The sequence below is a fragment of the Streptomyces sp. NBC_00178 genome (assembly GCF_036206005.1).
Classification (GTDB): domain Bacteria; phylum Actinomycetota; class Actinomycetes; order Streptomycetales; family Streptomycetaceae; genus Streptomyces.
The window spans coordinates 3,852,267-3,877,167 of the sequence record NZ_CP108143.1; the positions used below are offsets into that span (position 1 = coordinate 3,852,267).

A 24,901-nucleotide genomic window follows, 5' to 3' on the forward strand; every position below is an offset into this window, starting at 1 on the left:
CATTGCAGAGCGAGGCTCGAAGACAGCAGACTTCGGCGACTTAACGTCAACCTGACCAATAGAGGAGGACATCCCTACTGCAGAAGAGGCGGCAAACCGGTATTCAGCTCGGCCTCGCGCCGCTCAGGGGCCGGAGTTCCTGGCTGCCCCGGGATCGCCGTAGTAGGCATGGTGACCGTCTCCTTAGGTCCGAACATCAGGCTGGACGACTGCTGGGTCCGCCGGTCGGAGACGACGATCCCGCCGCGCCACTTCCCCATGGGGTCCTGGTACCGGAACTGCAGCTTCTTCAATCGCTGCCCGAACTGCTCCCGCAATGGCTGGTAAGCGTCATCACAGTGCACGTTCCAAGTCACGTCGCTCAGGTAGGCATGGCACGCGATGGGGAACAGCAGGGAGGACACCACGAGGTCGGCGACTTGGAGGAGCGTGTGGGTGTCGCTGTGGCCGAAGACCGGCGACTCGATGACCCCGCGGAGGCTGTCACCGCCCGTGCGGTACTTGCGGGTGGTCACGCAGTGCACATTTGGAGCATTTTTCACCTTCGTGCGGCTGTCGAGGACCATCATGCCGCGCGAGTGCTCGTGGGCGAGCTGAGCCTGGAAGGTCTCGTTCAGCGCGGCAACGGATGCCGGGTAGACCCCGGACTCGTCAAACGCCAGGCCCTCCTCTTTGATCCACACTCGGGCGAGGATCCGGGCTTCGTGGGATTCCAACGTGTCGAGCAGTGAAGCCACCAGCTCCATGGCCGCACGCCGCCAGCCGTGATTGCCCACACGGAGGTTCTTGCGCACGTCTGATCCCTTGATCTCGTGCTGGATCACCTCGGAGAGCTGGTCCGCGTACCGCAACTGCGGCCGGTAATGCTTCTTGACGGCAAGGAAGGCCCAGGTGAGGGACTTGACCTGGGCCCGGGGCACGGTGAATCCGCCGACGACGAGGACCGGAGGGGCGTCCGGCCTCACGGGATCGAGCGTTTGCCCGTTGCCCGCCTCGTCGATGTAGCACAGATGCACCGAGCCTCCCTGGGACACGTCTGTGGCCGCCCCCGAAGGGACGGCCACAGGGTCTGCGCAGCCTTATGCGCGATATTTTGCTTGCTGAGTCCGATCCTGCCGAGAATGGCTACGGCCGGTCAAGCCGAGAACACGTTTGGTGGTATGGATTTCAGTCAACCTTGACGGGCGAAGCCAAGGAAGGCCGCCGAGGCGGTGGGCGCGACGGTGACGCTGTGGGGCGGCGGGCCGGGTAGACGGTGCGTGGGGGCGGAGGCCGACGTCTTCAGGCGCAGGTTGGTGCAGTCGGACTTGTCAAGTCTGGCTGGCGTGTGGTTCGGGGGCCGTAGGATCCTCTCTGTGATTACGGGCGAGCTGAAGAGCAAAGTGGGGCGCGTCTGGGACGCGTTCTGGTCGGGTGGCATCTCCAATCCGTTGGAGGTGATGGAGCAGATCACGTACCTCCTCTTCATCAAGCGGCTGGACGAGATCCAGACCCGCAAGGACCGCAAGGCGACCGCAACGGGTAAGCCCGACCCGGACCCCTTCTTCTCGGACGACCAGCAGGATCTGCGCTGGCAGAACTTCAAGGTCAAGGACCCCGAGATCATGTACGGGCTCGTTGCTGACGGTGTCTTCCCGTACTTGCGTCGCATGGGCGGGGACGAATCGACGTACTCCCACCACATGAAGGACGCCCGGTTCACCATTCCGGGGCCCAACCTGCTGGCGAAGGTTGTTGACCTGCTCGACGGCATCTCCATGGACAGTAGTGACACCAAGGGCGACATCTACGAGTACCTGCTCGCGAAGATCGCCACGGCTGGCCAGAACGGCCAGTTCCGCACGCCGCGTCACATCATCGACCTGATGGTCGAGATGACCCAGCCGGGGCCCCGCGACGAGATCTGCGACCCTGCGTGCGGCACGGCCGGCTTCCTGGTGCAGGCGGCGGCATACGTGCAGCGGGTGCACCGCGACGCCCTGCTCGGGGTGGAGCAGCGCAAGCACTTCAACGAGTCGATGTTCCATGGCTTTGACTTCGACCCCACGATGCTGCGCATCGGCTCGATGAACATGCTGCTACATGGCATTGAGAACCCGGACATCCGCTACCGCGACTCGCTCGGGGAGAACGCGGCCGCCGAGGCCGAGCGCTACTCCCTGATCCTCGCGAACCCGCCTTTCGCGGGGAGCCTGGACTACGAGTCCACAGCGGTGGACCTCCAGCGCATCGTCAAGACAAAGAAGACGGAACTGCTCTTCCTGGCTCTGTTCTTGCGGCTCCTTAAGCCCGGTGGTCGGGCGGCCGTCATCGTCCCCGATGGGGTGTTGTTCGGTTCGACCAAGGCGCACAAGGAGCTACGCCGCATCCTGGTAGAGGAACAGCAACTCCAGGCAGTGGTCAAGCTCCCGAGCGGGGTCTTCAAGCCGTACGCAGGTGTGTCGACAGCGATCCTGTTTTTCACGAAGACGGACTCGGGTGGCACGGACCACGTCTGGTTCTACGACGTTCAGGCGGATGGTCTGAGCCTGGACGACAAGCGCAACGCGCTGCTGCCAGAGGAGCGCTTGGGCGTCCGCCCGCAAGGCGACCCGCTGACGCTGGACGAACGTCTCAAGAACAACCTCCCCGACGTCCTGGCACGCTGGCAGGAACGGGATGGCGCGGAGAGGAACCGGGCGAGGACTGAGCAGAGCTTCTGCGTGCCTAAGTCGGACATCGCGACCCAGGGATACGACCTTTCCCTAAACCGCTACAAGCAACTCGTCCACGAGGAAATGGTGACGCGCACGCCGAAGGATATTCTAGCGGATCTGGAGCAACTAAACGAGGAGATCGTCAAGGACACAGAGGGGCTGAAGGGAATGCTGACGTGAGCCAATGGAGTGAGGCAGCTTTGGGTGAGGTTGCCGAAATCGCTCGTTCTGTGGTCGAGCCCCGCGATCTCCCTCCCGAGACTAAATACCTGGGGTTGGAGCACCTTGAACGCGGTGGACGGATTATCGGTGTTGCCACCGTAGGATCAGAGGAAGTGTCCAGCTCTAAATTTAAATTCAACGCCGGAGATATCCTCTATGGGAAGCTCCGGCCGTATCTTGGGAAGATTGCGGCGCCTGAATTTGCCGGTGTTTGCAGTACGGATATTCTTCCGGTGCGCCCGGGGCATCATCTGGAGCGTAGGTACCTCCTACACTTCCTGCGGCAACCCAGAATGGTAGAGCTGGCAAACTCTCGAGCAACGGGTGCCAACCTTCCCCGCCTAGCGCCAAAGGAGCTGGCGAAGATTCAGATTCCGCTTCCGGCCCTTGCGGAGCAGAAGCGCATCGCCGCCGTCCTCGACCAGGTAGACGCGCTCCGCGCTAAGCGCCGAGAAGCGATCGCCCTCCTTGGTGTTCTCGCCCAGTCGATCTTCCTTGATATGTTCGGTGATCCTGCAAGAAACCCAATGGGATGGGAGCAGCGTAGTTTCGGAGACCTGATCTTGGATGGTCCGCAGAATGGATTGTATAAGCCTGCGGGAGATTACGGTGACGGCGTTCCCATCCTGAGAATCGATTCTTTTCAGGCGGGAGAATTGAAGCCCGCATCGCAATGGCGGCTAGTCAACGCGAGTCTGCTAGAACAAGAGCGTTACGGGCTCCGACAGTCCGATATTATCATCAACCGCGTGAATAGTCGTAGCCATCTCGGCAAGTCTGTGATGGTTGGAGAGGTTCCTAAGGGCTCCGTATTTGAATCAAATATGATGAGAGTTCGCGTCGATCCTTCTCTTGCGCGTCCTGTCTTTATTGAGCAGTATCTGCAGTCGGGATTTATGCGAAGGCGCATCCTTGAATCGGCAAAGGATGCAGTGAATCAGTCGAGCATTAATCAGCAAGACGTAAAGGTGCTGCCAGTATTCGTACCCTCGATGAAGAGCCAATGCCGCTTCGAGGAGTCGCTCGAACAGATTCGAGGGGGTCAGCGAAAGCATCGCGCCCACCTCGCGACGCTCGAAGAACTCTTCACATCCCTTCAGCACCGTGCCTTCTCCGGCACTCTCTGGGATCATGAAGCCACCGGCGAAGCGGCGTAAGTCGCTCTCGCCGTACCCGGTGCGCAGCACCAACCGCGCACTACCAGCACCACGTGCCGCCCTTGCGGCTGGGCAGGGGAGCCTGGCCCAAGGCGGTTCTGCCTTAGCAACCAGACGGATATATCGGCCTCGTGTCGGCCTGGGGATGCGGAGCCGGGCCCGCTTGGCAAGACCGTCACAGGGGAGAGGGACGCCGCACCGCCATGGGTAGCGACCAGAACGGTCAGAACAGCCAGGACAGCCACGGCCAGGGAGGGGCTGACTACGGCAATAGCGCCCGTGACCGCGCCGCAGCCGATAACGTCGGCCGTACCGCGACGGGCAACTTCGCCTTCCTCCGCGCCGAGTGGCCCGCCCTCTATGACGAGGCGATCCGTGCCGAGCGGCTGATCCACCACGACCCTCGTGCCGCCTGCTTCTATGCTCGCCGTGCCATCGAGATCACGGCCCGCTGGATGTACGACAAGGACAGCAGCCTTAGCGAGCCCTACAAGAAGGACCTCGCGGCGATGCTCCACGAGCCGAGCTTCCGGCAGCTCGTCGGGCCGATAGTCAACGCCAAGATGGACCTCATCCGCCGGCACGGCAATAACGCCGTGCATAAGGCCGCCCCGGTCCCGAAGGTCGTTGCCGAGGCCAGCGTCAAGGAGCTGTTCCACTCCCTCTACTGGTTCGCCCGCACATACACCCGCCAGGCTTCGGCTCTGCCGCCCGCCGGGTTGGAGTTCGACACCAGTGCCGTACCGCGCCCTCTCTCCCCCCAGGCCCGCGCGCTGAAGCAGGCCGAGCTCAAGGCCAAGGAGGCGGAGGACGAGGCACGCTTCAAGGAGCAGGCCGAGCAGCTCGCGGCCGAGCGTGCCCAGAACGCGGACCTCGCCCGGCAGCTCGAAGAGCTCAAGGCGCAGATCGCCGCCGTGAAAGCCGCCAACCAGTCCGTGCGGGACACCCACGACTACGATGAGAAGGCGACCCGGGACGCCTTCATTGACCTGCTCCTCAAGGAAGCGGGCTGGGACCTCCTCACCCGGGGCAAGGACACCGAGTACCCGATAGCGACCGGGATGCCTACCAAGACGGGCAGGGGGTTCGTCGACTACGTGCTCTGGGGCGACGATGGCAAGCCCCTCGCTGTCGTTGAGGCCAAACGAACCCAGCGGGACGCCCGTGACGGGCAGCAGCAGGCGAAGCTATACGCCGACGCGCTTGAGAAGCAGTTCAACCGCCGCCCGGTGATCTTCTACACCAACGGATACGAGACCTACCTCTGGGACGACGCCGCGTGGGGCAAGGACCGCGGCTACCCACCCCGCCGGGTGCAGGGCTTCTTCACCAAGGACGAGCTGCACTGGCACATCCGCCAGCGCGCTGGACGCCTCTCCCTCACGACCACGCCGGTGAACGAGAAGATCGCCGGCCGCCCCTACCAGCTCCGCGCGATCAAGCGGGTGGGCGAGACCTTCGAGAGGGACCGGGGCCGTCAGGCGCTGCTCGTCATGGCGACCGGCACCGGCAAGACCCGTACCACCGTGGCCCTCGTGGACCAGCTGATGAAGGCGGGCTGGGCGCAGCGGGTGCTGTTCCTCGCCGACCGGCAGGCGCTGGTCACCCAGGCGATGAAGGCGTTCAAGGAGAACCTGCCCAACACCCCCGTGGCCAGCCTCCTCGACGACAAGGCCGCCTCTGCCCGCGTCTACCTCTCCACCTACCAGACGATGATGAAGCAGATCGACGTTATCGACGGTGCGGGCCGCCGGCGCTTCGGTCCCGGCTACTTCGACCTGATTGTCATCGACGAGGCGCACCGCTCCGTGTACGCGAAGTACGGTGAGCTGTTCCGCTACTTCGACTCGCTGCTGCTTGGCCTGACCGCCACACCCAAGGACGAGATCGACCACAACACGTACAAGCTGTTCGCCATGGAGGACGGGGTCCCGACCGACTCCTATGACCTCCATGAAGCCGCCGCCGAGGGTTATCTCGTCCTTCCCAAGGCGGTGAAGGTGCCGCTGAAGTTCATGGAACATGGCATTCGCTACGCCGACCTTTCGGAGGGGGAGAAGGCGGAGTGGGACGCCAAGGAGTGGACCGAGGACGGTGACATCCCGGACGTGGTGGGCCGGCACGAGATGAACAAGTTCCTCTTCAATGAGGACACTGTGGACAAGATGCTAGAGACGCTGATGACGCGCGGCCACCGCGTCGAGGGCGGCGACCAGCTCGGCAAGACGATCATCTTCGCGAAGAACAACGAGCACGCCCGGTACATCGAGGAGCGCTTCAACGCGAACTACCCACAGGGTGCTGGCCACACGGCGCGCGTGATCACGTACAAGGAGACGTACGCTCAGTCCCTCATCGACGACTTCTCCAACCCCAAGAACCCGCCGAATGCCCCCGACATCGCCATCTCCGTCGACATGCTCGACACCGGCATCGATGTGCCCGAGGTGGTGAACCTGGTCTTCGCCAAGCCTGTCTTTTCCAAGACCAAGTTCTGGCAGATGATCGGCCGCGGCACCCGCCTGCGCTCTGCCCTCTACGGCCCCGACCCCGACAACCCCGAGCACAACAAGCGGAACTTCTACGTCTTTGACTTCTGCGGCAACATCGACTTCTTCAACAGTCAGCTCGACCGGTCGGAGGGGCGCAGGGCCGTCACCCTCACGGAAAAGCTCCTCCAGCGCCAGCTCGACCTCGTACGAGTCCTGGACAAGCGGCAGCAGCCCGATCCGGCACGGGACGCCGGCCCCGACGCGATCGGCACCGAGGCGGAGATCCGCTGGTCGCTGGCCCACCGGCTGCACCACACCGTCACCGGCATGAACCTGGACAACTTCCTGGTCCGTCCTCACCGCCGGGAGGTCGAGGTCTTCAGCGACTTCGGCAGATGGCACCGGGTGGATGATGACGCGGACACCTCGGTCCGTGAGCACTTGCTCGGCCTGCCCAGTGAGTTCCGCCCGGATGACGAGGAGACGGGCGAGGAGGCCAAGCGGTTCGACCTGATGGCGTACGGTCTCCAGCTCGCCGCGCTGGAAGGCGGTAAGGAGTTCGCCAAGCTGCGCGCGAAGATCCAGGACATCGCTTCCAACCTGCTCACCAAGACCAATATCCCGGCAGTCGGCGAGCAGGCCGAGCTGCTGGAAGCGGTGGCGGGCGACGAGTGGTGGGACGGCGTCACGCTCCCGCTGCTGGAGGACATGCGGCGCCGTATGCGCCGACTGGCGCGTCTCACCGACCCCAAGGTCAAGCGGAACGTCGTCTACACCGACTTTGCTGACACGCTCGGCGACATCACCGAGGCCGAGATCCAAGGAATGCCCCAGGGTACGGACGAGCAGCGCTTCAAGCAGAAGGCCCGCGCCTACCTCCTGCGCCACGAGGACCAGCCGGTGGTGCGCAAGCTGCGTCTCAATGAGCAGATCACCGAAGTCGATCTCGCGGACCTGGAAGAGATCTTCCTGTCAGAGGCCATCGCCTCCCCGGAGGACCTCGACGAGGTGCAGTCCTCCGGCGGCCTCGGCCTGTTCGTGCGCGGGCTGTGTGGGCTGGATCGGCAGGCCGCACAGAAGGCGTTCGAGGTCTTCTGCACAGGTAAGCAGCTCAGCTCCCGCCAGATCGACTTCCTGGCGTTGATCATCGATACGGTGGCAAAGCGCGGAATCCTGGGCTTGGGCGACCTCTACGAGGACTCGTTCGCCGATCTTGCCCCGGGCGGCCCCGACGACCTGTTCAGCGGTGAGGAACTCGAAGTTCTCAACGTCATCTTCATGGAACTGGAGCGGACGGCCAGGCCCACCACCTTGGCGGCATGAGCTCGGCATCGCGGCGATCGCTCTGCTGCGAGGCGGTGCCACTGTTCCGCGCTGACGGCAACCCTGACGGCAACGACGGCACACAGAGGCTGTTGATCACGACGATCAGCGACCAGCCGTTGGGATTGCGGAGCCCCAGCCCAACAGCCTGCCCGATCCTACGGATCAGAAGGTTGCAGGTTCGAATCCTGCCGAGTGCACATAGATCGAAGGCCCCCTGGACATCGTCCAGGGGGCCTTCGACATCAGCGGGTGACGTCCACTCGGTCCGCAGCTGCCCGCCGCGTCGTCTGCATCCCGACCGCATCTGGGCGTCAGTCGTCCATCAGCTGAGGTGACGAGCAGGGCAGCCCATGATCAGTGAGCCTTTTCAGCTACTTCGGGAGGAGGCGCTCACTCGGCTAGGGTGCGCCGCATGACCGACGACAACCCGGCCTGTCCCGAGTGCGGCCGGCCCATGGAGTCCGGCGGTTTGGTCCTCGGGAAGCGTGAGGACGATGACCGGCGGACCTGCCGGACACTGTGGAGGTGTGCCGGTCGGCATGTCTGGTGGCGCTGGGCCGACCTGCCGGAGGAGCCGCTGGAGACCTGCCCGGTGCCCGAGCTGTTCCGGTGACATCCAGCGCTGACATCGAACAGCCTTGGACTCGGGCGGCGCACAGCAGTCCTTGACTCGGTCGTCCGGCGGACAAGGCGGGTGGGCGAAGGCCAAGGCAGACGTCGGATTCGCGGGCCGTCTGGCGACGGCTCGGCCTGCCGCAGACGGACCGGCGAGTGCTCCTGCTTCCGGTCGATGAGGCGGCCCGGAGCGGCCGGTACGGCCGTTCCCGGACGATCCGGCCGGAGCTGCGGACAGAGGGATGCGGGTTCGCAGAGCACTAGTTGGCGCCCGCGCGGGCGGCCTCCGCCACGAGTTCGCCCGGCAGTCCCGGCGCCGCGCACGCGCGGTCGATCAGCAGTTTCCGGTACGAGGGGTTCGCGAGTTGCGGGGCCAGCGTGATCAGGGTCCGCAGGTCGTCGGGGGAGCCGGACAGGCGCGTGCGGTAGGCGGCGGCCGCCGCGCGCAGGGTGACTTCGCGCGGTTCGTGGCGCAGGCCCCGTTCGGCGAGGTCCGCGGCGGCGGCGTAGTCGCCCTGGTCGGCCCGCAGATCGGCAAGGTCCAGATGGACGGACCAGTTGGCGGGGTCCAGGGCCAGGGCGCTCTCGAAGGCCGCCGCTGCCTGGTCCAGGTCGCCCATCGCGCGCCAGGTGCTCGCGCGGGCGACCGCGGTCCACATGACCCGTTCGACGGCGTCGGCCCGGTCGCACAGGGTGAACGCCAGTTCGTGGCGGCCGCAGGCGCGGGGTAGTCGGGCCATGGCGGCCAGCGACTCCGGTACGGGGCTCCGGCCTGACACCCTGTCGATGGCGCGGAACCAGGGCGTGAACCGCTCGCGCATCTCGTCGGTGTCGAGGTTCTGGCCGTAGTCCAAGGTCCGCAGACACGCCTCCGCCAACGCCTCCGCGCTCACCGAGTCGAGGAGGCGGGCGTCGCTGAACCAAGGAGCCGTGCCCCACGCTACCTCGGGCCGCGCGCCGGTGACCGAGCCCAGGGACATGACCGCGTCGTCCATGTCCCCGTCGAGGAACTGGAAGTAGGCCTGCGCCAGTACGGAGGTCAAGGACCCGTCTCCGGCCAGACCCTGCTCGATCTCCGAGCGGCGGTCCCGCCACAGCTCGGCGAGGGCCTCATAGGGCTCGGGGACTGCCGGCGCCGGGGCTGTCGCCCCCGCCAGGAACTTCACTGCGCCGACCGGGCTTCCGCCGCAGTGCGCCATGACCCGGGCGAAACTCACGCCTGCCGCGACCGACGGATCCGTCTGCGCCTGCGCCTGCGCCTGCGCCTGCGCCTGCGCCTGCGACGGTGACTCGGGCTCGGACGGTGACTCCGGCTGCGCTTCTGACTTCGACACCGACAGAGAATATCCGTGGCCAAAGGTTCTCTGCTGCGTTCCGCTCCTGGTGGGAGGCATCGAGGAGCGACTGCGCCGCATCCGTTGCCGGTGCCTGCCTCGACGCCTCCCACCGGCCGAACGACCGACCGCGAACGACCGGCCGACCGCGAACGACCGGCCGACCGCGAACGACCGACCGCGACGGACCGGCCGTCCGCGAACGACCGTCCGTGACCGACCGTCCGTGACCGACCTGGTCAGGCCGGCCCGGTCAGGCCGAGGCCTCGGCGGCCGAGCCCTCCACGGGCGCGCCCTCCCCCGTGACGTGACCTCCCGCGGTGAGGCCCGCCGTGATGCGGCGGCGCCGGACCGGGAGGCCGATCGTCGGGTTGGCCACGCCCCAGGCCGCGCCCTTGCAGACCAGTTCCTTGTAGAGGGCGGCGGTGCGTCCGGTCAGGGCCGCCCGGACGGACCGGTCGTCGGCGGTGACGTACTGGATCAGGCCTTCCCTGCGGCCCAGGGAGATGCACTGGTTGAAGTAGCGCAGCGGGGTGTTCGGGAGTTTCGTTCCGGTCAGGCGTGCCGCGATGGCGTCGGCGGCCTGCCATGCGGTCGGTGTGCCCGTCGCGCACGACATGCGCAGCGGCTTGTCGGCGGGGCCCGTCGCCATCGCCGCGTCGCCGATGGCGTAGACGTCGGGGTGCGAGACCGACCGCATCGTCCCGTCCACGACGATCTGGCCCGTGCCGGTGACCTCCAGCGCGGTGTCCCGCGCGATCGGGTGGACGGCGAAGCCGGTCGTCCACACGGTGACCGCGGCGGGGATCTCCTTGCCGTCGGCCGTGGTGACGCTGTCGGTCCCGACGGCGGTGACGGCCGTGTGCTCGTGCACGGTGATGCCGAGCCTGTCGCAGACCTTCCACACGTGCCCCCTGCCCTTGGGGGAGAGCCAGTCGCCGAGTCCCCCTCGGGCGGCGAGGGCGACGTCGAGGTCCGGCCGGGCCTCGGCGATCTCGGTCGCGGCCTCCAGGCCGGTGAGGCCGCCGCCCACGACGACCACGGTCTGTCCGGCACCGAGGCCGGCCAGGCGTGCGCGCAGCCTGAGTGCTCCGGGGCGGCCGGCGATGTCGTGGGCGTGTTCGGCGGTGCCGGGGACGTCCTGGGTGTTCCAGCTGCTGCCGAGGGCGTACACGAGGGTGTCGTACGCGAGCTCCTCGGGTCCGCCGGTCGTGTCGCTCACGGCGACGGTGCGGCGGCCGACGTCGACGCCGGTCACCTTCGCGAGCCTCAGCTCGACGCCGGTGCCCGCGAACATCTCGGCGAAGGGCCGGGATTGGAGGTCCTGGCCGGCCGCGACCTGGTGCATCCGTACCCGCTCGACGAAGTCGGGCTCGGCGTTGACGAGGGTGATGGCGACGTCGTCGCCGTGCAGTCGCCTGGCGAGGCGGCCGGCTGCGATGGCTCCGGTGTATCCGGCTCCGAGGACGATGATCCGGTGCTTCATTTCCCTGCTCCTGTCTCGCGCGGGTTCGCCCCTTGAACCGGACAGCCCGCAGATTCCTGACAGGACCTGGGTGTGAACCAGCTCACACGGGGGTCAGAAGGCGATGAGCAGGGGTTCCCCGTGGTCGGAGGCGGCCCATCGGAGGGTCGCGCGTTCGAGCTTGTCGGGGTTGACCTGGCTGCGGAACGCGGCGATGCCCTCCGTGGTGAACTCCAGGCACATGACGCCGATGACCCGGCCGTCGATGACGACCACGACGGCGGGGGCGTTGTTGGCGTCCGAGACGTAGACCTCGGGGGAGCCGCCGACGATCGCGCGCTTCGCCTTGCCGGGCTTGAACATGCCCCGCATGAACGTCGCGACCGCGCGGGCGCCCTCGAACGCCTTCGCGCGGGCCGGGACCTTCCCGCCGCCGTCGCCGATCGCGATGGCGTCCTGGGTGAGCAGCCGCACGAGTGGCTCGGTCCGGCCGCTGGTGGCGGCCGTCAGGAACTCCTCGACGATCCGACGGGCGGCGGCCTCGTCGATCTCGGTGCGGGTCCGTCCGTCGACGACGTGCTTCTTGGCGCGGTGGAAGATCTGCTGGCAGGCCGGCTCGGAGATGTCGAGGATCTCCGCGATCTGCCGGTGCGGGTAGTCGAAGGCCTCCCGCAGGACGTAGACCGCCCGCTCGTTGGGGGTGAGGCGTTCCATGAGGGCGAGGACCGCGTACGAGACGGATTCGCGCTGCTCGGCGGTGTCGGCGGGGCCGAGCATCGGGTCGCCTGCGAGCAGGGGCTCGGGCAGCCACTGGCCCACGTACGTCTCGCGCCGGGCGCGCGCGGAGGTGAGCTGGTTGAGGCACAGGTTGGTGAGGACCTTCGTCAGCCAGGCCTCGGGGACCTCGATGCGGCCGGTGTCGGCGGCCTGCCAGCGCAGGTAGGTGTCCTGTACGGCGTCCTCGGCGTCGCTCGCGGAGCCGAGGAGGCGGTAGGCGATGGCCTGCAGGCGGGGCATGGAGGCTTCGAACCGGGCCGTGTCGTTCGCGGTCAGCGCCATGGCCCGGATAGTAGCCCGCGCGTCACCCAGGGGGCGGGTGCCCGTGGCACGCACCGTGCGGCGCTGCGGATCCGCGGCACGGCACCGTACGGCGCTGATCCGGGCCCGCCCCGTACCCCTCGGAGCCTTCCTCCGGCGGCGGGTGGCCGCGGACCGGCAGGCGGGGTGAGGGGCGCGGCGGGAGGGACAATGGGGCTTCGAGGCGTGCACGGTCCGGGTGGCCGGGCGATCCGCACGCCCGCCGCGCGAAGCCGACCGGGGGTGCCATGAGTGGCTGGCGGTGCACCGGTCTGAGCTGGCCCGCAGGCGCGCCCGTGCTCGGCTGGGCGCGGAGCGGCGGAGCGGTGCGGGGGCGGACGAGCACCCTGGCGTACGGGGCGGAGCTGGGGTTCCGGGCCGAGGGCGAGCGGACGTGCGTGGGGGCGCGCGGGAACGCCTGCCCCGTGTCGGCCGTCGTGCCGGTGCGGAGCACGGGTGCGCGGTGCGCCGAGTGCGCGCGGCTGGACCGGGCACACTCGGTGGCGGCCGACACGATCGCCGACGACCCCCGGACGTACCGCGTCTATCTGGCCTGGTTCGGGCCCGGCATGGTGAAGGTCGGGATCACCGGGGAGGCGCGGGAGGCGGCCAGGCTGCGCGAGCAGGGGGCCGTGGTCTTCAGCTGGCTGGGACGCGGGCCGCTGATGGCCGCCCGGCGCACGGAGGAGCTGCTGCGTTCCGCGCTCGGTGTGCCCGACCGGATCCCGTACGCCCGCAAACGGGCGGTCCGCGCGGTCCTGCCGGGTGCGGCGGAACGGGCCGCGGAGATCGAGGGACTGTACGGGCGGGCTGCCGCGCTGGAGGGCGCGGGCTGGCCGGAGGCCCTGGAGCGGCTGCCGTTCGAGGCGGTCGACCATGCCGGGGTGTTCGGGCTGGCGGGTGCCGGGCCCCCGGGGCGGGTGGTGACCGGGCTGGTGGACGGGGGTGTGGTGGCCGGGCGGCTGGTCGCGGCGGCCGGCCCCGATCTGCATCTGGAGACGGCGGACGGGGACGTCGTCGTCCTGGACACTCGGCTCATGACCGGCTGGGACCTGGTGGCCGCCGACGCCCGGGCGGGGGTCAGCGCACCGGCCGTGGCCGTGGGGGGCGGTGGTGTGCAGGACGGCCTGTTCTGAGATCGTCGCCGGGGGCGTTCCCGGAGACGTACGAGGCGGGTGGGTGTGGTGGGGCGGACGAGCGGTGACGGACGTGACCGTGAACGCGAGGACGTGCTGCGCTTCCAGCGGCGGCTCGGGCTGCCCGGGATCATCGACGTCCACACGCACTTCATGCCGGATCAGGTGCTCCGCAAGGTCTGGGCGTACTTCGACTCGGCCGGCCCGCTGACCGGGCTGGAGTGGCCGATCACCTACCGGCACGACGAGGACGAACGGCTCGCCCTGCTGCGCTCGTTCGGTGTCCTCCGGTTCACCTCGATGCTCTACCCGCACAAGCCGGGGATGGCGGCCTGGCTGAACGGCTGGGCGGCCGGGTTCGCCGCCGAGGTGCCCGACTGCCTGCACACCGCGACCTTCTTCCCGGAGGAGGACGTGGAGACCTACGTGCGGGAAGCGGTCGGGGCGGGGGCCCGCGTCTTCAAGTCGCACCTCCAGGTGGGTGCGTACGACCCGAACGACCCGCTGCTGGAACCGGTCTGGGGACTGCTGGCGGAGGCGGGCGTCCCGGTCGTGATGCACTGCGGCTCCGGGCCGGCGCCGGGTGCGTACACCGGGCCGGGGCCCGTCTCCCGGGTGCTCTCCCGCCATCCCCGGCTGCGGCTGATCGTGGCGCACATGGGCATGCCGGAGTACGCGGACTTCCTGGACCTGGCCGACGCGTATCCCGAGGTGCGGCTCGACACGACGATGGCGTTCACGGACTTCACCGAGGACTTCACCCCTTTCCCGGCGGGCGAACTCGGGCGGCTCGCGGACCTGGAGGACCGGATCCTGCTCGGTACGGACTTCCCGAACATCCCGTATCCGTACGTCCACCAGCTGCACGCCCTGGAGCGCCTCGGGCTGGGCGACGACTGGCTGCGGGCCGTCTGCCACGGGAACGCGGACGCGTTGTTCCGGTGAAACCGGGGCCCGTGAGCCCGGTGTCCGTGCGCCTCGCCCACGGGGCCTCGCTTTCGTGAGCCCGCCGCCTGCGGGCCCTTCGCAGGCCGGGCCCGGCGGGGCGGTCCCACGGGCCGGCCTGTTTCTCAGGAAATTCACAGGTGGGCGAAAGGTCCCTCTCACCGCCGTCTCACAGGCTTGGGCCATGACGACGACCTCGCCCCAGGGGCGTACCGAACTGCTCAGGCCGGACCGCACCCCTGTCCGTGTGCTGGTCGTGGACGACGAGGCGCCGCTGGCGGAGCTGCTCTCCATGGCGCTGCGCTACGAAGGGTGGGAGGTGCGCAGCGCGGGGGACGGTGCGGACGCCGTCCGGACCGCGCGCGATTTCCGTCCGGACGCGGTGATCCTCGACGTGATGCTCCCCGACATGGACGGGCTGGCCGTGCTGGGCCGGCTGCGGCGCGAACTGTCGGACGTGCCGGTGCTTTTCCTCACGGCGAGGGACGCGGTGGAGGACCGGATCGCGGGGCTCACGGCGGGCGGGGACGACTACGTCACCAAGCCGTTCAGCCTGGAGGAGGTCGTGGCGCGGCTGCGCGGGCTGATCCGCCGTTCCGGCACCGCTTCCGTCCGCAGCGAGTCGACGCTCGTCGTCGGTGACCTGGTGCTGGACGAGGACAGCCACGAGGTGAGCAGGGGCGACGACTTCATCCATCTGACGGCGACCGAGTTCGAGCTGCTGCGCTTCCTGATGCGCAACCCGCGCCGGGTGCTGAGCAAGGCCCAGATCCTCGACCGGGTCTGGAACTACGACTTCGGCGGCCAGGCGAACGTGGTCGAGCTCTACATCTCCTACCTGCGCAAGAAGATCGACGCCGGGAGGTCCCCGATGATCCACACCCGGCGCGGGGCGGGGTATCTGATCAAGCCGGGGGAATGACGCCGTGGCCGGGAGGGAGAGGTCCGGCGGGCGCCCCTGGACGCTGCGGACCCGGCTCGTCGTGTACGCGGTGACGCTGATCGCGGTCGTCGCGGCGGTGATCGGCTCGGTCACCGCCATCGCGTTCCACAGCTACATGTACGGCAAGCTCGACGGCCAGCTGCGCGACATCTCCCTGATGGCCCAGGCGCGCCCGCCGGGCAGCGGCAGGATCACGCCGGGCGGCCCGGAGGACCGGGAGCCGCTGGACTTCGTCGGCCGGGGCGGCGGACAGCCGTTCAACACGTTCGGGGCCGTGGTCGCGGACGGTTCCGTCACCCTGTCGAAGGTGGTGAAGAAGAGCGGCAGCCCGGGCGCCCAGCAGGTCACCGAGGAGCTGACCGGCGCGCAGGCGAAGGTCCTGGACGCCGCCGGGGTGAGTGCGGGCGGCGGGCCCCGCGACGTCGAACTCCCGGGGCTCGGCGGCTACCGCGTGCAGGCCGTGCCGCACGGCGGCTCCACGTCCGTCCTGGTGGGCATCCCGACGGCCGAGGTGGACAAGGCCGTCGCGACCCTGATCCTGGTCGAGGTCTGTGTGACCGGCGCCGGGCTCATCGCCGCCGGGATCGCCGGTGCGGCCATGGTCGGTGTGGCCCTGCGCCCGCTGCGCCGGGTCGCGGCCACCGCCACGCGGGTCTCCGAACTCCCCCTGCACAGCGGCGAGGTGGCCCTCTTCGAGCGGGTCCCGGACGCCGAGGCCGATCCGCGTACCGAGGTGGGGCAGGTCGGTGCGGCCCTCAACAGGATGCTGGGGCACGTCGGTCTGGCCCTGGACGCCCGGCAGAAGAGCGAGACGCGCGTGCGGCAGTTCGTCGCGGACGCGAGCCACGAGCTGCGCACCCCGCTGGCCTCGATCCGCGGTTACGCCGAACTGACCCGGCGGGGGCGGGAGAGCACCGGCCCCGACACCCGGCACGCCCTGGGGCGCATCGAGTCCGAGGCCGAGCGGATGACGGGCATGGTCGAGGACCTTCTGCTGCTGGCCCGGATCGACGCCGGGCGGCCGCTCTCGTACGAGAGCGCCGATCTCACGGCCCTGGTCGTCGACGCGGTGAGCGACGCGCGCGCCGCGGACCGCGCGTCCGGCGGGGCACCGCAGGGCTCCCACCGGTGGCGGCTGGAACTGCCCGGGTCGCCCGTGACGGTGTCGGCGGACACGACGAGGATCCAGCAGGTCCTGGTCAACCTGCTGGCCAACGCCCGTACGCACACACCGCCCGGGACCACCGTCACGGTGCGGGTGAGCGCTGCGCGGGGGAACGTGCCCTGGGCGGTCCTGGAGGTCCGGGACGACGGACCGGGCATCCCGCCCGGGCTGCTGCCGCGGGTCTTCGAACGGTTCGCGCGCGGCGACGCCTCGCGCTCCCGCCACGCCGGTTCGACGGGCCTCGGCCTGGCCATCGTGCAGGCGGTCGTCACCGCCCACGGCGGCCTGGTCGAGGTCCGTTCGGCGCCGGGTGACACGGCCTTCACCGTCCACCTGCCGGCGGACGCGGAGCACGGGGGCGAGCGAGGACCCGGGGACCCGAGCGCCGGCTGCGCCCCGGTGCGCGGCGCGGGTGTCCCCACCTCCGCGGCACCGGCCGACGGGTCCCCCGCGGGCCCTGGGACGTGCGGAAACGGTGTCGGTGGCCCGGACGCCGGGCACTCACAGGCGGGCCACAGGCTCAGCACACGGATGTGACAGCGGGGTTGGCGAGTGTCGTCCCATGCGAACCGACACCCCGTGGAGCACCCTGCCGGCCCGGGAGCATCTCCTGGCCGCGGCGGTCGGCGCTCCGGTACCCGTACTCGATGTGGTGATCCCCGTGTACAACGAGGAGAAGGACCTCGAACCGTGTGTGCTGCGCCTGCACGACCACCTCACGCGGACCTTCCCCTACGGCTTCCGTATCACCGTCGCCGACAACGCGAGCACCGACCGGACCCCCCGGGTGGCGGCGGCTCTCGCGTCGCTCCTCCCCGAGGTCAGGTCCCACCGGCTGGAGGAGAAGGGCCGGGGCAGGGCGCTGGGGACCGTGTGGTCCCACTCCGACGCCCCGGTCCTCGCCTACATGGACGTGGACCTCTCCACGGACCTGAACGCCCTGCTCCCGCTGGTCGCCCCGCTGATCTCCGGCCACTCAGACCTGGCCATCGGCTCGCGGCTGTCCCGCAGTTCGCGGGTCGTGCGGGGCTCGAAGCGGGAGTTCGTCTCGCGGGCGTACAACCTCGTCCTGCGGTCCTCGCTGGCCGCCGGGTTCAGTGACGCGCAGTGCGGCTTCAAGGCCATACGGCGGGAGGTCGCCGAGAGGCTGCTGCCGATGGTCGAGGACACGGGCTGGTTCTTCGACACGGAGATGCTGGTGCTCGCCGAGCGGGCCGGGCTGCGCATCCACGAGGTGCCGGTGGACTGGGTCGACGACCCCGACTCGACCGTGCACCTCGTGCGGACCGCGGCGGACGACCTCAAGGGGGTCTGGCGGGTGGGCAGGGCCCTGGCCACCGGGGCGCTGCCCCTGGACCGGCTGGCACGGCCCTTCGGGGACGACCCGCGCGACCGGGCCGTGCCCGGCGTCCCGCGCGGACTCGCCGGGCAACTGGTCGGCTTCTGCGTCGTCGGCGCGCTCTCCACCCTCGCCTACCTCGCCCTGTACTCCCTCTTCCGGATGGGTCTCGGCCCGCAGACCGCCAACGGCGCGGCCCTCCTGGTGTCCGCCGTCGCGAACACGGCGGCGAACCGGCGGCTCACGTTCGGCGTACGCGGCCGGGGCGGCGCCGTCCGCCACCAGGCGCAGGGACTCGTCGTCTTCGCTATCGGGCTCGCGCTCACCAGCGGTTCGCTCGCGGGTCTGGGCGCCGCCTCCGGTCAGGCGTCGCACAGCACGGAACTCGCCGTACTGATCGCGGCCAACCTCGCTGCGACGGTGCTGCGCTTCCTGCTCTTCCGCGCCTGGGTCTTCCCCGACCGGCGCCCCGACGGCCGGGACGACCGCAGGGGTCCCGCCCACGCACCGAGGAGCGCCTCATGACCGCGGCCACACACCCCGACCACCTCCAGGCGCCGCCCGGCGCGCCGGCCGGGACCGCGGCGCACGCCGGCGGCCGGGGGCAGTCGCCGGCGCGCCGCCTGGTCCGCGGCAGGCCGGAGGACCCGCGGTGGGCGAGGCCGGCCTTCCTGGGCCTGCTGCTGGTCGTCGGCCTGGCGTACCTGTGGAACCTCAGCGCGTCCGGCTACGCGAACTCCTTCTACTCCGCCGCCGTGCAGGCCGGCAGCCGGAGCTGGAAGGCCTTCTTCTTCGGCTCGCTGGACTCGGCCAACGCCATCACCGTCGACAAGCCCCCTGCCGCTCTCTGGCCGATGGCTCTGTCGGTGCGGATCCTCGGTCTGGGTTCCTGGGCGATCCTCGCGCCCCAGGTGCTGATGGCGGTCGCCACGGCGGGCGTCCTGTACGCGGCCGTACGCCGCCGCTTCAGCGCCGCCGCGGGGCTGATCGCGATGGTGGTCCTCGCCCTCACCCCGGTCGCCGCCCTCATGTTCCGCTTCAACAACCCGGACGCGCTGCTCGCGCTCCTGATGACCGTCACCGTCTTCTGTGTGCTGCGCGCGATGGAGGGCGGCAGGACGAAGTGGCTGGTGTGGGCGGGCGTCGCCGTGGGCCTCGCCTTCCTGTCGAAGACGCTGCAGGCGTTCCTGATCCTGCCGCCGCTGGCCGTGCTGTACGCGGTGTTCGCGCCCGGCTCCGTCCGCCGACGGATCGGCCAACTGGGCCTGGCGGCACTGGCGACGGTCGTGTCCGGCGGCTGGTGGGTGGCGATCGTCGAGCTGTGGCCGGCCTCCTCGCGGCCGTACGTCGGCGGTTCGCAGAACAACTCCTTCCTGGAGCTGACCTTCGGCTACAACGGACTGGGCCGGATCAACGGCGAGGAGGCCGGCAGCGTCGGAGGCGGCGGTGGCGGAGGCCGGGGCGGCGGCTGGGGCGAGACCGGAATCGGGCGGATGTTCGACTCCGAGATCGGCGGCCAGATCTCGTGGCTGCTGCCCGCGGCGCTGATCCTGCTGGCCGCCGGGGTGTGGCTGACGTGGCGGGCGAAGCGGACCGACACGGCGCGCGCGGCGTTCCTGGCCTGGGGCGGTTCGCTGCTGATGACGGCGCTCGTCTTCAGCTTCATGGCCGGCATCTTCCACCAGTACTACACCGTCGCCCTCGCGCCCTACGCCGCCGCGCTGACCGGTATGGGAGCCACGGTCCTCTGGGAGGAGCGCGGCAGGTGGTGGGCCGGGGCCGTGCTCGGGGTGACCGTGGCCGTGACGGCGGTCTGGTCGTACGTCCTGCTGGCGCGTACGCCGGACTACGTCCCCTGGCTGCGCTGGGGCGTCCTGATCGGCGGTCTGCTGGGCGCGGTGGGGCTGCTGCTCGTCGCCCGGCTCGGGCGGGCGCTCGCGCTCGGCGCGGTGGGGCTGGGCCTCGCGGCCTCGCTCGCCGGGCCGGCGGCGTACACGGTCAGCACGCTGAGCACCGGGCACGAGGGTTCGATCGTCACGGCGGGCCCGGCCGGCGCGAGCATGGGCGGTCCGGGCGGCGGCCGGGGTGGCGGCTTCCCCGGCGGCGGGGACGGCGGCGGCCCGCAGTCCCCCGGGCAGGGTGCCCAGCAGGGCGGCCGGGCCCCGGGCAACGCGCAGGCCGGCGGCTTCCCGGGCGGTGGGACACCGGGCCAGGGGGGCGGCCGGGCTCCCGGCGGACAGCGAGGAGGAAAGCAAGGCGGACAGCAGGGCGGACAGGCCCCCGGCGGCCGTCAGGGCGCCATGCCCGGCGGGGCGGGCGAAGGGGGCGCGGGTGGTATGGGCGGCCTGCTCGACGGTGCCTCCGTCGACGCCGAGGCCGAGGCGCTCCTGAAGGAGGACGCCGACGCCTACACGTGGGCGGCGGCAGCCATCGGCGCGCAGAACGCGGCGAGTTACCAGCTAGCGACCGGTGACCCGGTGATGGCCATCGGCGGCTTCAACGGCAGCGACCCGTCCCCGACGCTCGCCCGGTTCAAGAAGTACGTCGAGGACGGCAGGGTCCACTACTTCATCTCGGGAGGCATGGGCGGCGGCATGGGTGGCGAGGGCACCGCGTCCCGGATCTCGTCGTGGGTCGAGGACACCTTCGAGGAGGTCACGGTCGGCAGCGCCACCTTCTACGACCTGACCTCGCCCAAGAGCGGGCAGTAGGGGCCGACGGCGGGAGGGGGCGGGGTGCGGCCCGGGGCGAACACCCCCCGGGCCACACCCCGTTCGGCGTCGGGGGGAGGGGGTGCGCGGTGGGGAAGGCAAACGGGTTGTACACCGTACAGGAGTCCTTTACGGTGTACGAGACCGCTTCCCGCACCCCCGGCGAGCACCGCGCGGCGCACCGGGACGTGCATCACCCGCGCACCGGGACGTGCATCACCCGCGCACCGCCCCATGCACCGGAGACAGGAGTCCGCATGACGGCCACCGCCGCCGAACAGCACGATCCAGCCCTCCGGGGCGCCCACGCGCAGCGCTGGCTGATCCTCGGCGTCATCTGCCTCGCCCAGCTCACCGTGCTGCTCGACAACACCGTCCTGAACGTCGCCATCCCCTCGCTCACCGACGAGCTCCACGCCTCCACCTCCGACGTGCAGTGGATGATCAACGCGTACTCGCTCGTCCAGTCCGGTCTGCTGCTCAGCGCGGGAAGCGCCGCCGACCGGTACGGCCGGAAGAGGATGCTGATCGCCGGCCTGGCGCTGTTCGGCGTGGGCTCGCTCGTGGCAGGGCTCGCGCAGTCCTCCGGCCAGCTGATCGCGGCCCGCGCGGGCATGGGAGTCGGCGGCGCGCTGCTGCTCACGACCACCCTCGCGGTCGTGGTGCAGATCTTCGACGACACCGAGCGCGTCAAGGCGATCGGTATCTGGTCGACCGTCAGCTCCCTGGGGTTCGCCGCCGGACCGCTGATCGGCGGCGTGATGCTCGACCACTTCTGGTGGGGCGCGATCTTCCTGGTCAACATCCCGGTGGCGGCCGTCGGACTGATCGCGGTCGCCCGGCTGGTCCCGGAGTCGAAGAACCCCAGCGGTGACCGCCCCGACCTCGTCGGCGCGCTGCTCTCCACCCTCGGCATGACGTCCGTCGTGTACGCGATCATCTCCGGCCCGGAGCACGGCTGGGACTCCGGCCGGGTCCTGCTGACCGCCTTCGCCGGGGTCGCCGTCCTGACCGGGTTCGTCCTCTGGGAACTCCACGTCCCCCACCCGATGCTGGACATGCACTTCTTCCGGGACCAGCGGTTCACCGGGGCGGTGGCCGGCGCCGTCCTGGTCGCCTTCGGGATGACCGGATCGCTGTTCCTGCTGACCCAGCACCTCCAGTTCGTGCTCGGCTACGAGCCCTTGGAGGCGGGTCTGCGCACGGCCCCGCTCGCCCTCACCGTCGTGGCACTCAACCTCACCGGTCTCGGTGCCCGGCTGGTCCCGAGGTTGGGGACGCCCGCGACGATCGCCACCGGGATGGGGCTGCTGTCGGCGGGGCTCGCCGCGATCGCCCTGCTGGGGCGTCACGGGTACGGCGGCATGCTGCTCGGGCTCGTCGTCATGGGCGCGGGCATCGCCCTCGCCATGCCCGCGATGGCCAACGCGATCATGGGCGCCATCCCGCCGGAGAAGGCGGGCGTGGGCGCGGGGGTGAACGGCACGCTCGCCGAGTTCGGCAACGGCCTCGGCGTCGCGGTGCTCGGCGCCGTGCTCAACTCCCGCTTCGCCGCGCTCGTACCGGGCGCCGTCGGAGCGGCCTCGCTCCCGGCGGCCCTGGCGTCCGCGGAGGGGCCCGGGGAGCGTGCGGACATCACGGACGCCTTCGCCTCCGGCCTGGAGACCAGTCAACTGGTGGGCGCGGCGGCCGTCCTGGCCGGCGGTCTGCTCGCGGCCGCTCTGCTGCGGAGGGCGGAGCGCACCCGGACGGACTGAATCCCCCAGGTGGCGGGCATAGCATCGGACGGGGGTGCCGGTACGCGGTCAGTGCCGCCGGATGAAGAGGAGTGTGCGCCATGGGGTCCGCGGAAGACCGTGTGAAGAGCCCTTCGCGGGTCAGTGTGTGGCTGGACCGGCGTACACCGTCACGCTCCCGCAAGGCGGACCAGCCGGCCGGCCTCGACCGCGACAGGATCACGTCCGCGAGTGTGAGGCTGCTCGACGCCGACGGTCTGGCGAAGTTCTCCATGCGCCGCCTCGCCGCCGAGCTCGACGTGACGGCGATGTCCCTCTACTGGTACGTCGACACCAAGGACGACCTGCTGGAACTCGCCCTGGACACCGTCTTCGGCGAGATCCCGCCCACCCGCGAGGACGCCGACTGGCGCGACCGGCTGCGCGAACTGGCCACCAGCTACCGCCGGATGCTGGTCCGCCATCCCTGGGCCTCGGCGCTCGCCGGGAGCTTCCTGAACATCGGCCCGCACTCGATGCTGTTCTCGTACGCGGTCCAGGACGTCATCCGGGCCACCGGGCTGCCCCTCGAACGCCGGACGGGCGGGATGTCCGCCGTCTTCCAGTTCGTCTACGGATTCGGCACGATCGAGGGGCACTTCGTGCAGCGCACGGCCGAGTCCGGGCTCAGCCAGGACGAGTACGTCGAGCGGGCGATGGGCTCGATCCGCGCGGACCCGGAGCTGAACCGGGCGATGGCGCCCTCGGAGAGCCTGATGCAGGCACGTGGCGGCGGCACCGTGGAGGAGATGCGCGAGAGGGACTTCGGGTTCGCGCTCGACCTCCTGATCGCCGGTATCGAGGCGATGTGCGAGCGGCCGGTGCGGCCCTCGTAGGACCGCCCCGACACCCGTGGCCACCTGAGGCACCGACCGGGTGACGGAAGGCGCCGTCAGTAGCCCCGGCGCGTGTCCACGGCGAGTGCGGGCACGCGGCCTGCGGTCACGGCCTCCCAGCAGGCCGCGAAGTCCGCGACGACGTCCTCGTCGGCCGTGACGCCGGACGAGTGCGAGGTGATCACGGTGTGCGGCAGCACCCAGGCAGGGTGGTCGGGGCCCGCGGGTTCGTCCGGCAGTACGTCGAGCACGGCCCGCCGCACGGTCCCGCTGTCCAGGGCGTCCCGGAGCGCGGTCATGTCGACCGTCGCACCCCGGCCCACGTTGATGAACGAGGCACCCCGCATCGCGCTGAACCGCGCGGCGTCGAAGAAGCGTTCCGTCGCGTCGGTCAGGGGGAGCGTGGACACCACCCACCGGGCGTCCGCGAGGGCGGCGTCCTCGTCGGCCGACCCGGCCGGGACGACCCGGTCGAAGTCCGCGGGTGCGGCGCGCGCGGTGCGGCCGACGCCCACCGTGCGGATCCCGCACGCCCGCAGGAGCCCGGCCACGCGCGATCCGATGCGGCCGGTGCCGTGGACGACGGCCGTGTGCCCTGCGGCGAGTTCGGAGGGGAGGCGGCGCCATTCGGCCCGCGCGTGCTGGGCGGTGTGCTCTGCCACCGCCTGGCACTCGGCCAGGATCCAGCCCAGCGTGTACTGCGCGATCCGCTCGCCCATCCGGCCGACCGTCCGGGTCAGCAGGGCGCCTTCGGGCCAGGCCCCGGAGGCCAGCAGGGCGTCCGTGCCGGCGTTGACGCTGTGGAACCAGAGCAGCCGCGAGGTCCGCAGGCCGTCGGGCAGGACGTCGCCCACGTACACGAAGGGGTCGTCGGGTCCGGCGCCGTCCCCGGGTCCGGCCGGCCTGCCGGTGACGCGTTCCAGTTCGCGGACCACGGACGGGCCGACGGACGGCGAGGTGAGCAGGCGGGCCCGTGACAGCGGGCCCCCAGAGGGCGGCTTCATCGGCGTACGGGTCAGCTGCCGCCGGCCAGGCGGGCGGGGAAACCACCGGTGGCGACGGGGCCCCAGCGCTCCGGGGTGATCCGGATGATGGACTTACCCTGCTTGACCATCGCCGCGCGGTACTCGTCCCAGTCCGGGTGCTCCCCGGAGATGTTCCGGAAGTACTCGACCAGGGGCTCGACCGAGTCGGGTGAGTCGATCACCTCGGCCGAGCCGTCGATCTGGACCCACGGGCCGTTCCAGTCGTCCGACAGGACGATGACGCTCACGCGGTCGTCGCGCTTGGCGTTGCGGGTCTTGGCCCGTTCGGGGTAGGTCGAGACGACGATCCGGCCCTCGTCGTCGACGCCGCAGGTGAGCGGCGACCCCTGGGGGCGGCCGTCGGCCCGGGTGGTCAGCAGGATCGCCCGGTGCCTGGGGCGCACGAAGTCCAGCAGGTCCGCGAGTTCCACGGCGGTGTTGGTCGCGATGTCGGGTGCCATACGGCCCAGCCTAAGGGCTGTCCCGTGATCCCCGGCGGGCGCGCGACGACAGCTACGGCGCCTCGCCGCGTTGTCGGAACGCCCGAATGCACCCAGTATGCGGACGTCCCTCCGCCGTGCGATGCACCGCATCCGACGCCGCGCGCCGATCCACCGGGGACGACGGGACAGCCTTTAGGCG

At 70.1% G+C, this 24,901-nt stretch carries 18 protein-coding genes; 12 read left to right on the forward strand and 6 right to left on the reverse strand.

All coding sequences use genetic code 11. The features are described 5' to 3' along the window. Nucleotides 1-74: 74 nt before the first annotated feature. Nucleotides 75-1,016 carry a DUF3800 domain-containing protein gene (locus tag OHT61_RS16685; protein ID WP_329039266.1) on the reverse strand — a complete coding sequence of 314 codons (942 nt, stop codon included), beginning with the start codon at nucleotides 1,014-1,016 and terminating at the stop codon, nucleotides 75-77. 339 nt (nucleotides 1,017-1,355) lie between these two features. Here OHT61_RS16685 and OHT61_RS16690 point away from each other — a divergent pair, with 339 nt between their 5' ends. From OHT61_RS16690 to OHT61_RS16705, 4 genes are all read left to right on the forward strand, one after another. Then, nucleotides 1,356-2,876, forward strand: a complete 1,521-nt coding sequence (locus OHT61_RS16690; RefSeq protein WP_329039268.1) for a type I restriction-modification system subunit M — start codon at nucleotides 1,356-1,358, stop codon at nucleotides 2,874-2,876. Further along, nucleotides 2,873-4,075, forward strand: a complete 1,203-nt coding sequence (locus OHT61_RS16695) for a restriction endonuclease subunit S (RefSeq protein ID WP_329039271.1) — start codon at nucleotides 2,873-2,875, stop codon at nucleotides 4,073-4,075. Before OHT61_RS16690 ends, OHT61_RS16695 begins: the two co-directional genes overlap by 4 nt. Nucleotides 4,076-4,278: 203 nt before the next feature. After that, complete coding sequence (locus tag OHT61_RS16700; RefSeq protein ID WP_329039273.1) at nucleotides 4,279-7,890, forward strand: DEAD/DEAH box helicase family protein; 3,612 nt, start codon at nucleotides 4,279-4,281, stop codon at nucleotides 7,888-7,890. Between the two features lie 415 nt (nucleotides 7,891-8,305). Beyond that, nucleotides 8,306-8,506 carry a dehydrogenase gene (locus tag OHT61_RS16705; RefSeq protein ID WP_329039275.1) on the forward strand — a complete coding sequence of 67 codons (201 nt, stop codon included), beginning with the start codon at nucleotides 8,306-8,308 and terminating at the stop codon, nucleotides 8,504-8,506. Nucleotides 8,507-8,768: 262 nt separating this feature from the next. Here the strand turns inward: OHT61_RS16705 and OHT61_RS16710 are convergent, their stop codons facing one another. From OHT61_RS16710 to OHT61_RS16720, 3 genes are all read right to left on the reverse strand, one after another. Next, on the reverse strand, nucleotides 8,769-9,707 hold the full coding sequence (locus tag OHT61_RS16710; protein WP_329043287.1) for a tetratricopeptide repeat protein: 939 nt from the start codon (nucleotides 9,705-9,707) through the stop codon (nucleotides 8,769-8,771). A gap of 388 nt (nucleotides 9,708-10,095) precedes the next feature. Continuing rightward, a complete protein-coding gene (locus tag OHT61_RS16715) occupies nucleotides 10,096-11,328 on the reverse strand; it encodes an NAD(P)/FAD-dependent oxidoreductase (RefSeq protein ID WP_329039276.1) in 1,233 nt (410 codons plus the stop codon). A gap of 93 nt (nucleotides 11,329-11,421) precedes the next feature. After that, the gene (locus OHT61_RS16720) at nucleotides 11,422-12,366 is read right to left on the reverse strand and encodes an RNA polymerase sigma-70 factor (protein WP_329039278.1); all 945 of its coding nucleotides are present in this window, start codon (nucleotides 12,364-12,366) and stop codon (nucleotides 11,422-11,424) included. Between the two features lie 266 nt (nucleotides 12,367-12,632). Here OHT61_RS16720 and OHT61_RS16725 point away from each other — a divergent pair, with 266 nt between their 5' ends. The 8 genes from OHT61_RS16725 (at nucleotide 12,633) to OHT61_RS16760 (ending at nucleotide 23,234) form a co-directional block, all read left to right on the forward strand. Continuing rightward, on the forward strand, nucleotides 12,633-13,520 hold the full coding sequence (locus OHT61_RS16725; protein ID WP_329039280.1) for a DUF2797 domain-containing protein: 888 nt from the start codon (nucleotides 12,633-12,635) through the stop codon (nucleotides 13,518-13,520). 48 nt (nucleotides 13,521-13,568) lie between these two features. Beyond that, nucleotides 13,569-14,465, forward strand: coding sequence for an amidohydrolase family protein (locus OHT61_RS16730; protein WP_329039282.1), 897 nt, complete (start codon nucleotides 13,569-13,571; stop codon nucleotides 14,463-14,465). Nucleotides 14,466-14,649: 184 nt separating this feature from the next. Then, nucleotides 14,650-15,387 carry a response regulator transcription factor gene (locus OHT61_RS16735; protein WP_329039284.1) on the forward strand — a complete coding sequence of 246 codons (738 nt, stop codon included), beginning with the start codon at nucleotides 14,650-14,652 and terminating at the stop codon, nucleotides 15,385-15,387. Between the two features lie 4 nt (nucleotides 15,388-15,391). Further along, entirely contained in the window at nucleotides 15,392-17,110 is a 1,719-nt protein-coding gene (locus OHT61_RS16740) for a HAMP domain-containing sensor histidine kinase (RefSeq protein WP_329039286.1), read from the forward strand. Between the two features lie 25 nt (nucleotides 17,111-17,135). Next, nucleotides 17,136-18,437, forward strand: coding sequence for a bifunctional glycosyltransferase family 2/GtrA family protein (locus tag OHT61_RS16745; RefSeq protein WP_329039288.1), 1,302 nt, complete (start codon nucleotides 17,136-17,138; stop codon nucleotides 18,435-18,437). Beyond that, nucleotides 18,434-20,623 carry an ArnT family glycosyltransferase gene (locus OHT61_RS16750; protein ID WP_329039290.1) on the forward strand — a complete coding sequence of 730 codons (2,190 nt, stop codon included), beginning with the start codon at nucleotides 18,434-18,436 and terminating at the stop codon, nucleotides 20,621-20,623. Before OHT61_RS16745 ends, OHT61_RS16750 begins: the two co-directional genes overlap by 4 nt. A 257-nt stretch (nucleotides 20,624-20,880) precedes the next feature. Beyond that, nucleotides 20,881-22,380 carry an MFS transporter gene (locus OHT61_RS16755; protein WP_329039292.1) on the forward strand — a complete coding sequence of 500 codons (1,500 nt, stop codon included), beginning with the start codon at nucleotides 20,881-20,883 and terminating at the stop codon, nucleotides 22,378-22,380. An 80-nt stretch (nucleotides 22,381-22,460) separates the two neighbouring features. Further along, the gene (locus OHT61_RS16760; protein WP_329039294.1) at nucleotides 22,461-23,234 is read left to right on the forward strand and encodes a TetR/AcrR family transcriptional regulator; all 774 of its coding nucleotides are present in this window, start codon (nucleotides 22,461-22,463) and stop codon (nucleotides 23,232-23,234) included. Between the two features lie 56 nt (nucleotides 23,235-23,290). Here the strand turns inward: OHT61_RS16760 and OHT61_RS16765 are convergent, their stop codons facing one another. Both OHT61_RS16765 and OHT61_RS16770 read right to left on the reverse strand, forming a co-directional pair. Next, the gene (locus OHT61_RS16765) at nucleotides 23,291-24,238 is read right to left on the reverse strand and encodes an NAD(P)-dependent oxidoreductase (RefSeq protein WP_329039296.1); all 948 of its coding nucleotides are present in this window, start codon (nucleotides 24,236-24,238) and stop codon (nucleotides 23,291-23,293) included. Between the two features lie 11 nt (nucleotides 24,239-24,249). Continuing rightward, a complete protein-coding gene (locus tag OHT61_RS16770; RefSeq protein WP_329039299.1) occupies nucleotides 24,250-24,720 on the reverse strand; it encodes a PPOX class F420-dependent oxidoreductase in 471 nt (156 codons plus the stop codon). Nucleotides 24,721-24,901: the final 181 nt, after the last annotated feature.

What these genes read in the sequence shown, in the direction of transcription:
- OHT61_RS16700 (WP_329039273.1), top strand. Translation starts at nt 4,279, where the DNA reads ATGGGTAGCGACCAGAACGGTCAGAACAGCCAGGACAGCCACGGCCAG.
- OHT61_RS16705 (WP_329039275.1), top strand. Translation starts at nt 8,306, where the DNA reads ATGACCGACGACAACCCGGCCTGTCCCGAGTGCGGCCGGCCCATGGAG.
- OHT61_RS16710 (WP_329043287.1), bottom strand. Translation starts at nt 9,707, where the DNA reads ATGGCGCACTGCGGCGGAAGCCCGGTCGGCGCAGTGAAGTTCCTGGCG.
- OHT61_RS16715 (WP_329039276.1), bottom strand. Translation starts at nt 11,328, where the DNA reads ATGAAGCACCGGATCATCGTCCTCGGAGCCGGATACACCGGAGCCATC.
- OHT61_RS16720 (WP_329039278.1), bottom strand. Translation starts at nt 12,366, where the DNA reads ATGGCGCTGACCGCGAACGACACGGCCCGGTTCGAAGCCTCCATGCCC.
- OHT61_RS16725 (WP_329039280.1), top strand. Translation starts at nt 12,633, where the DNA reads ATGAGTGGCTGGCGGTGCACCGGTCTGAGCTGGCCCGCAGGCGCGCCC.
- OHT61_RS16735 (WP_329039284.1), top strand. Translation starts at nt 14,650, where the DNA reads ATGACGACGACCTCGCCCCAGGGGCGTACCGAACTGCTCAGGCCGGAC.
- OHT61_RS16745 (WP_329039288.1), top strand. Translation starts at nt 17,136, where the DNA reads ATGCGAACCGACACCCCGTGGAGCACCCTGCCGGCCCGGGAGCATCTC.
- OHT61_RS16750 (WP_329039290.1), top strand. Translation starts at nt 18,434, where the DNA reads ATGACCGCGGCCACACACCCCGACCACCTCCAGGCGCCGCCCGGCGCG.
- OHT61_RS16755 (WP_329039292.1), top strand. Translation starts at nt 20,881, where the DNA reads ATGACGGCCACCGCCGCCGAACAGCACGATCCAGCCCTCCGGGGCGCC.
- OHT61_RS16760 (WP_329039294.1), top strand. Translation starts at nt 22,461, where the DNA reads ATGGGGTCCGCGGAAGACCGTGTGAAGAGCCCTTCGCGGGTCAGTGTG.
- OHT61_RS16765 (WP_329039296.1), bottom strand. Translation starts at nt 24,238, where the DNA reads ATGAAGCCGCCCTCTGGGGGCCCGCTGTCACGGGCCCGCCTGCTCACC.
- OHT61_RS16770 (WP_329039299.1), bottom strand. Translation starts at nt 24,720, where the DNA reads ATGGCACCCGACATCGCGACCAACACCGCCGTGGAACTCGCGGACCTG.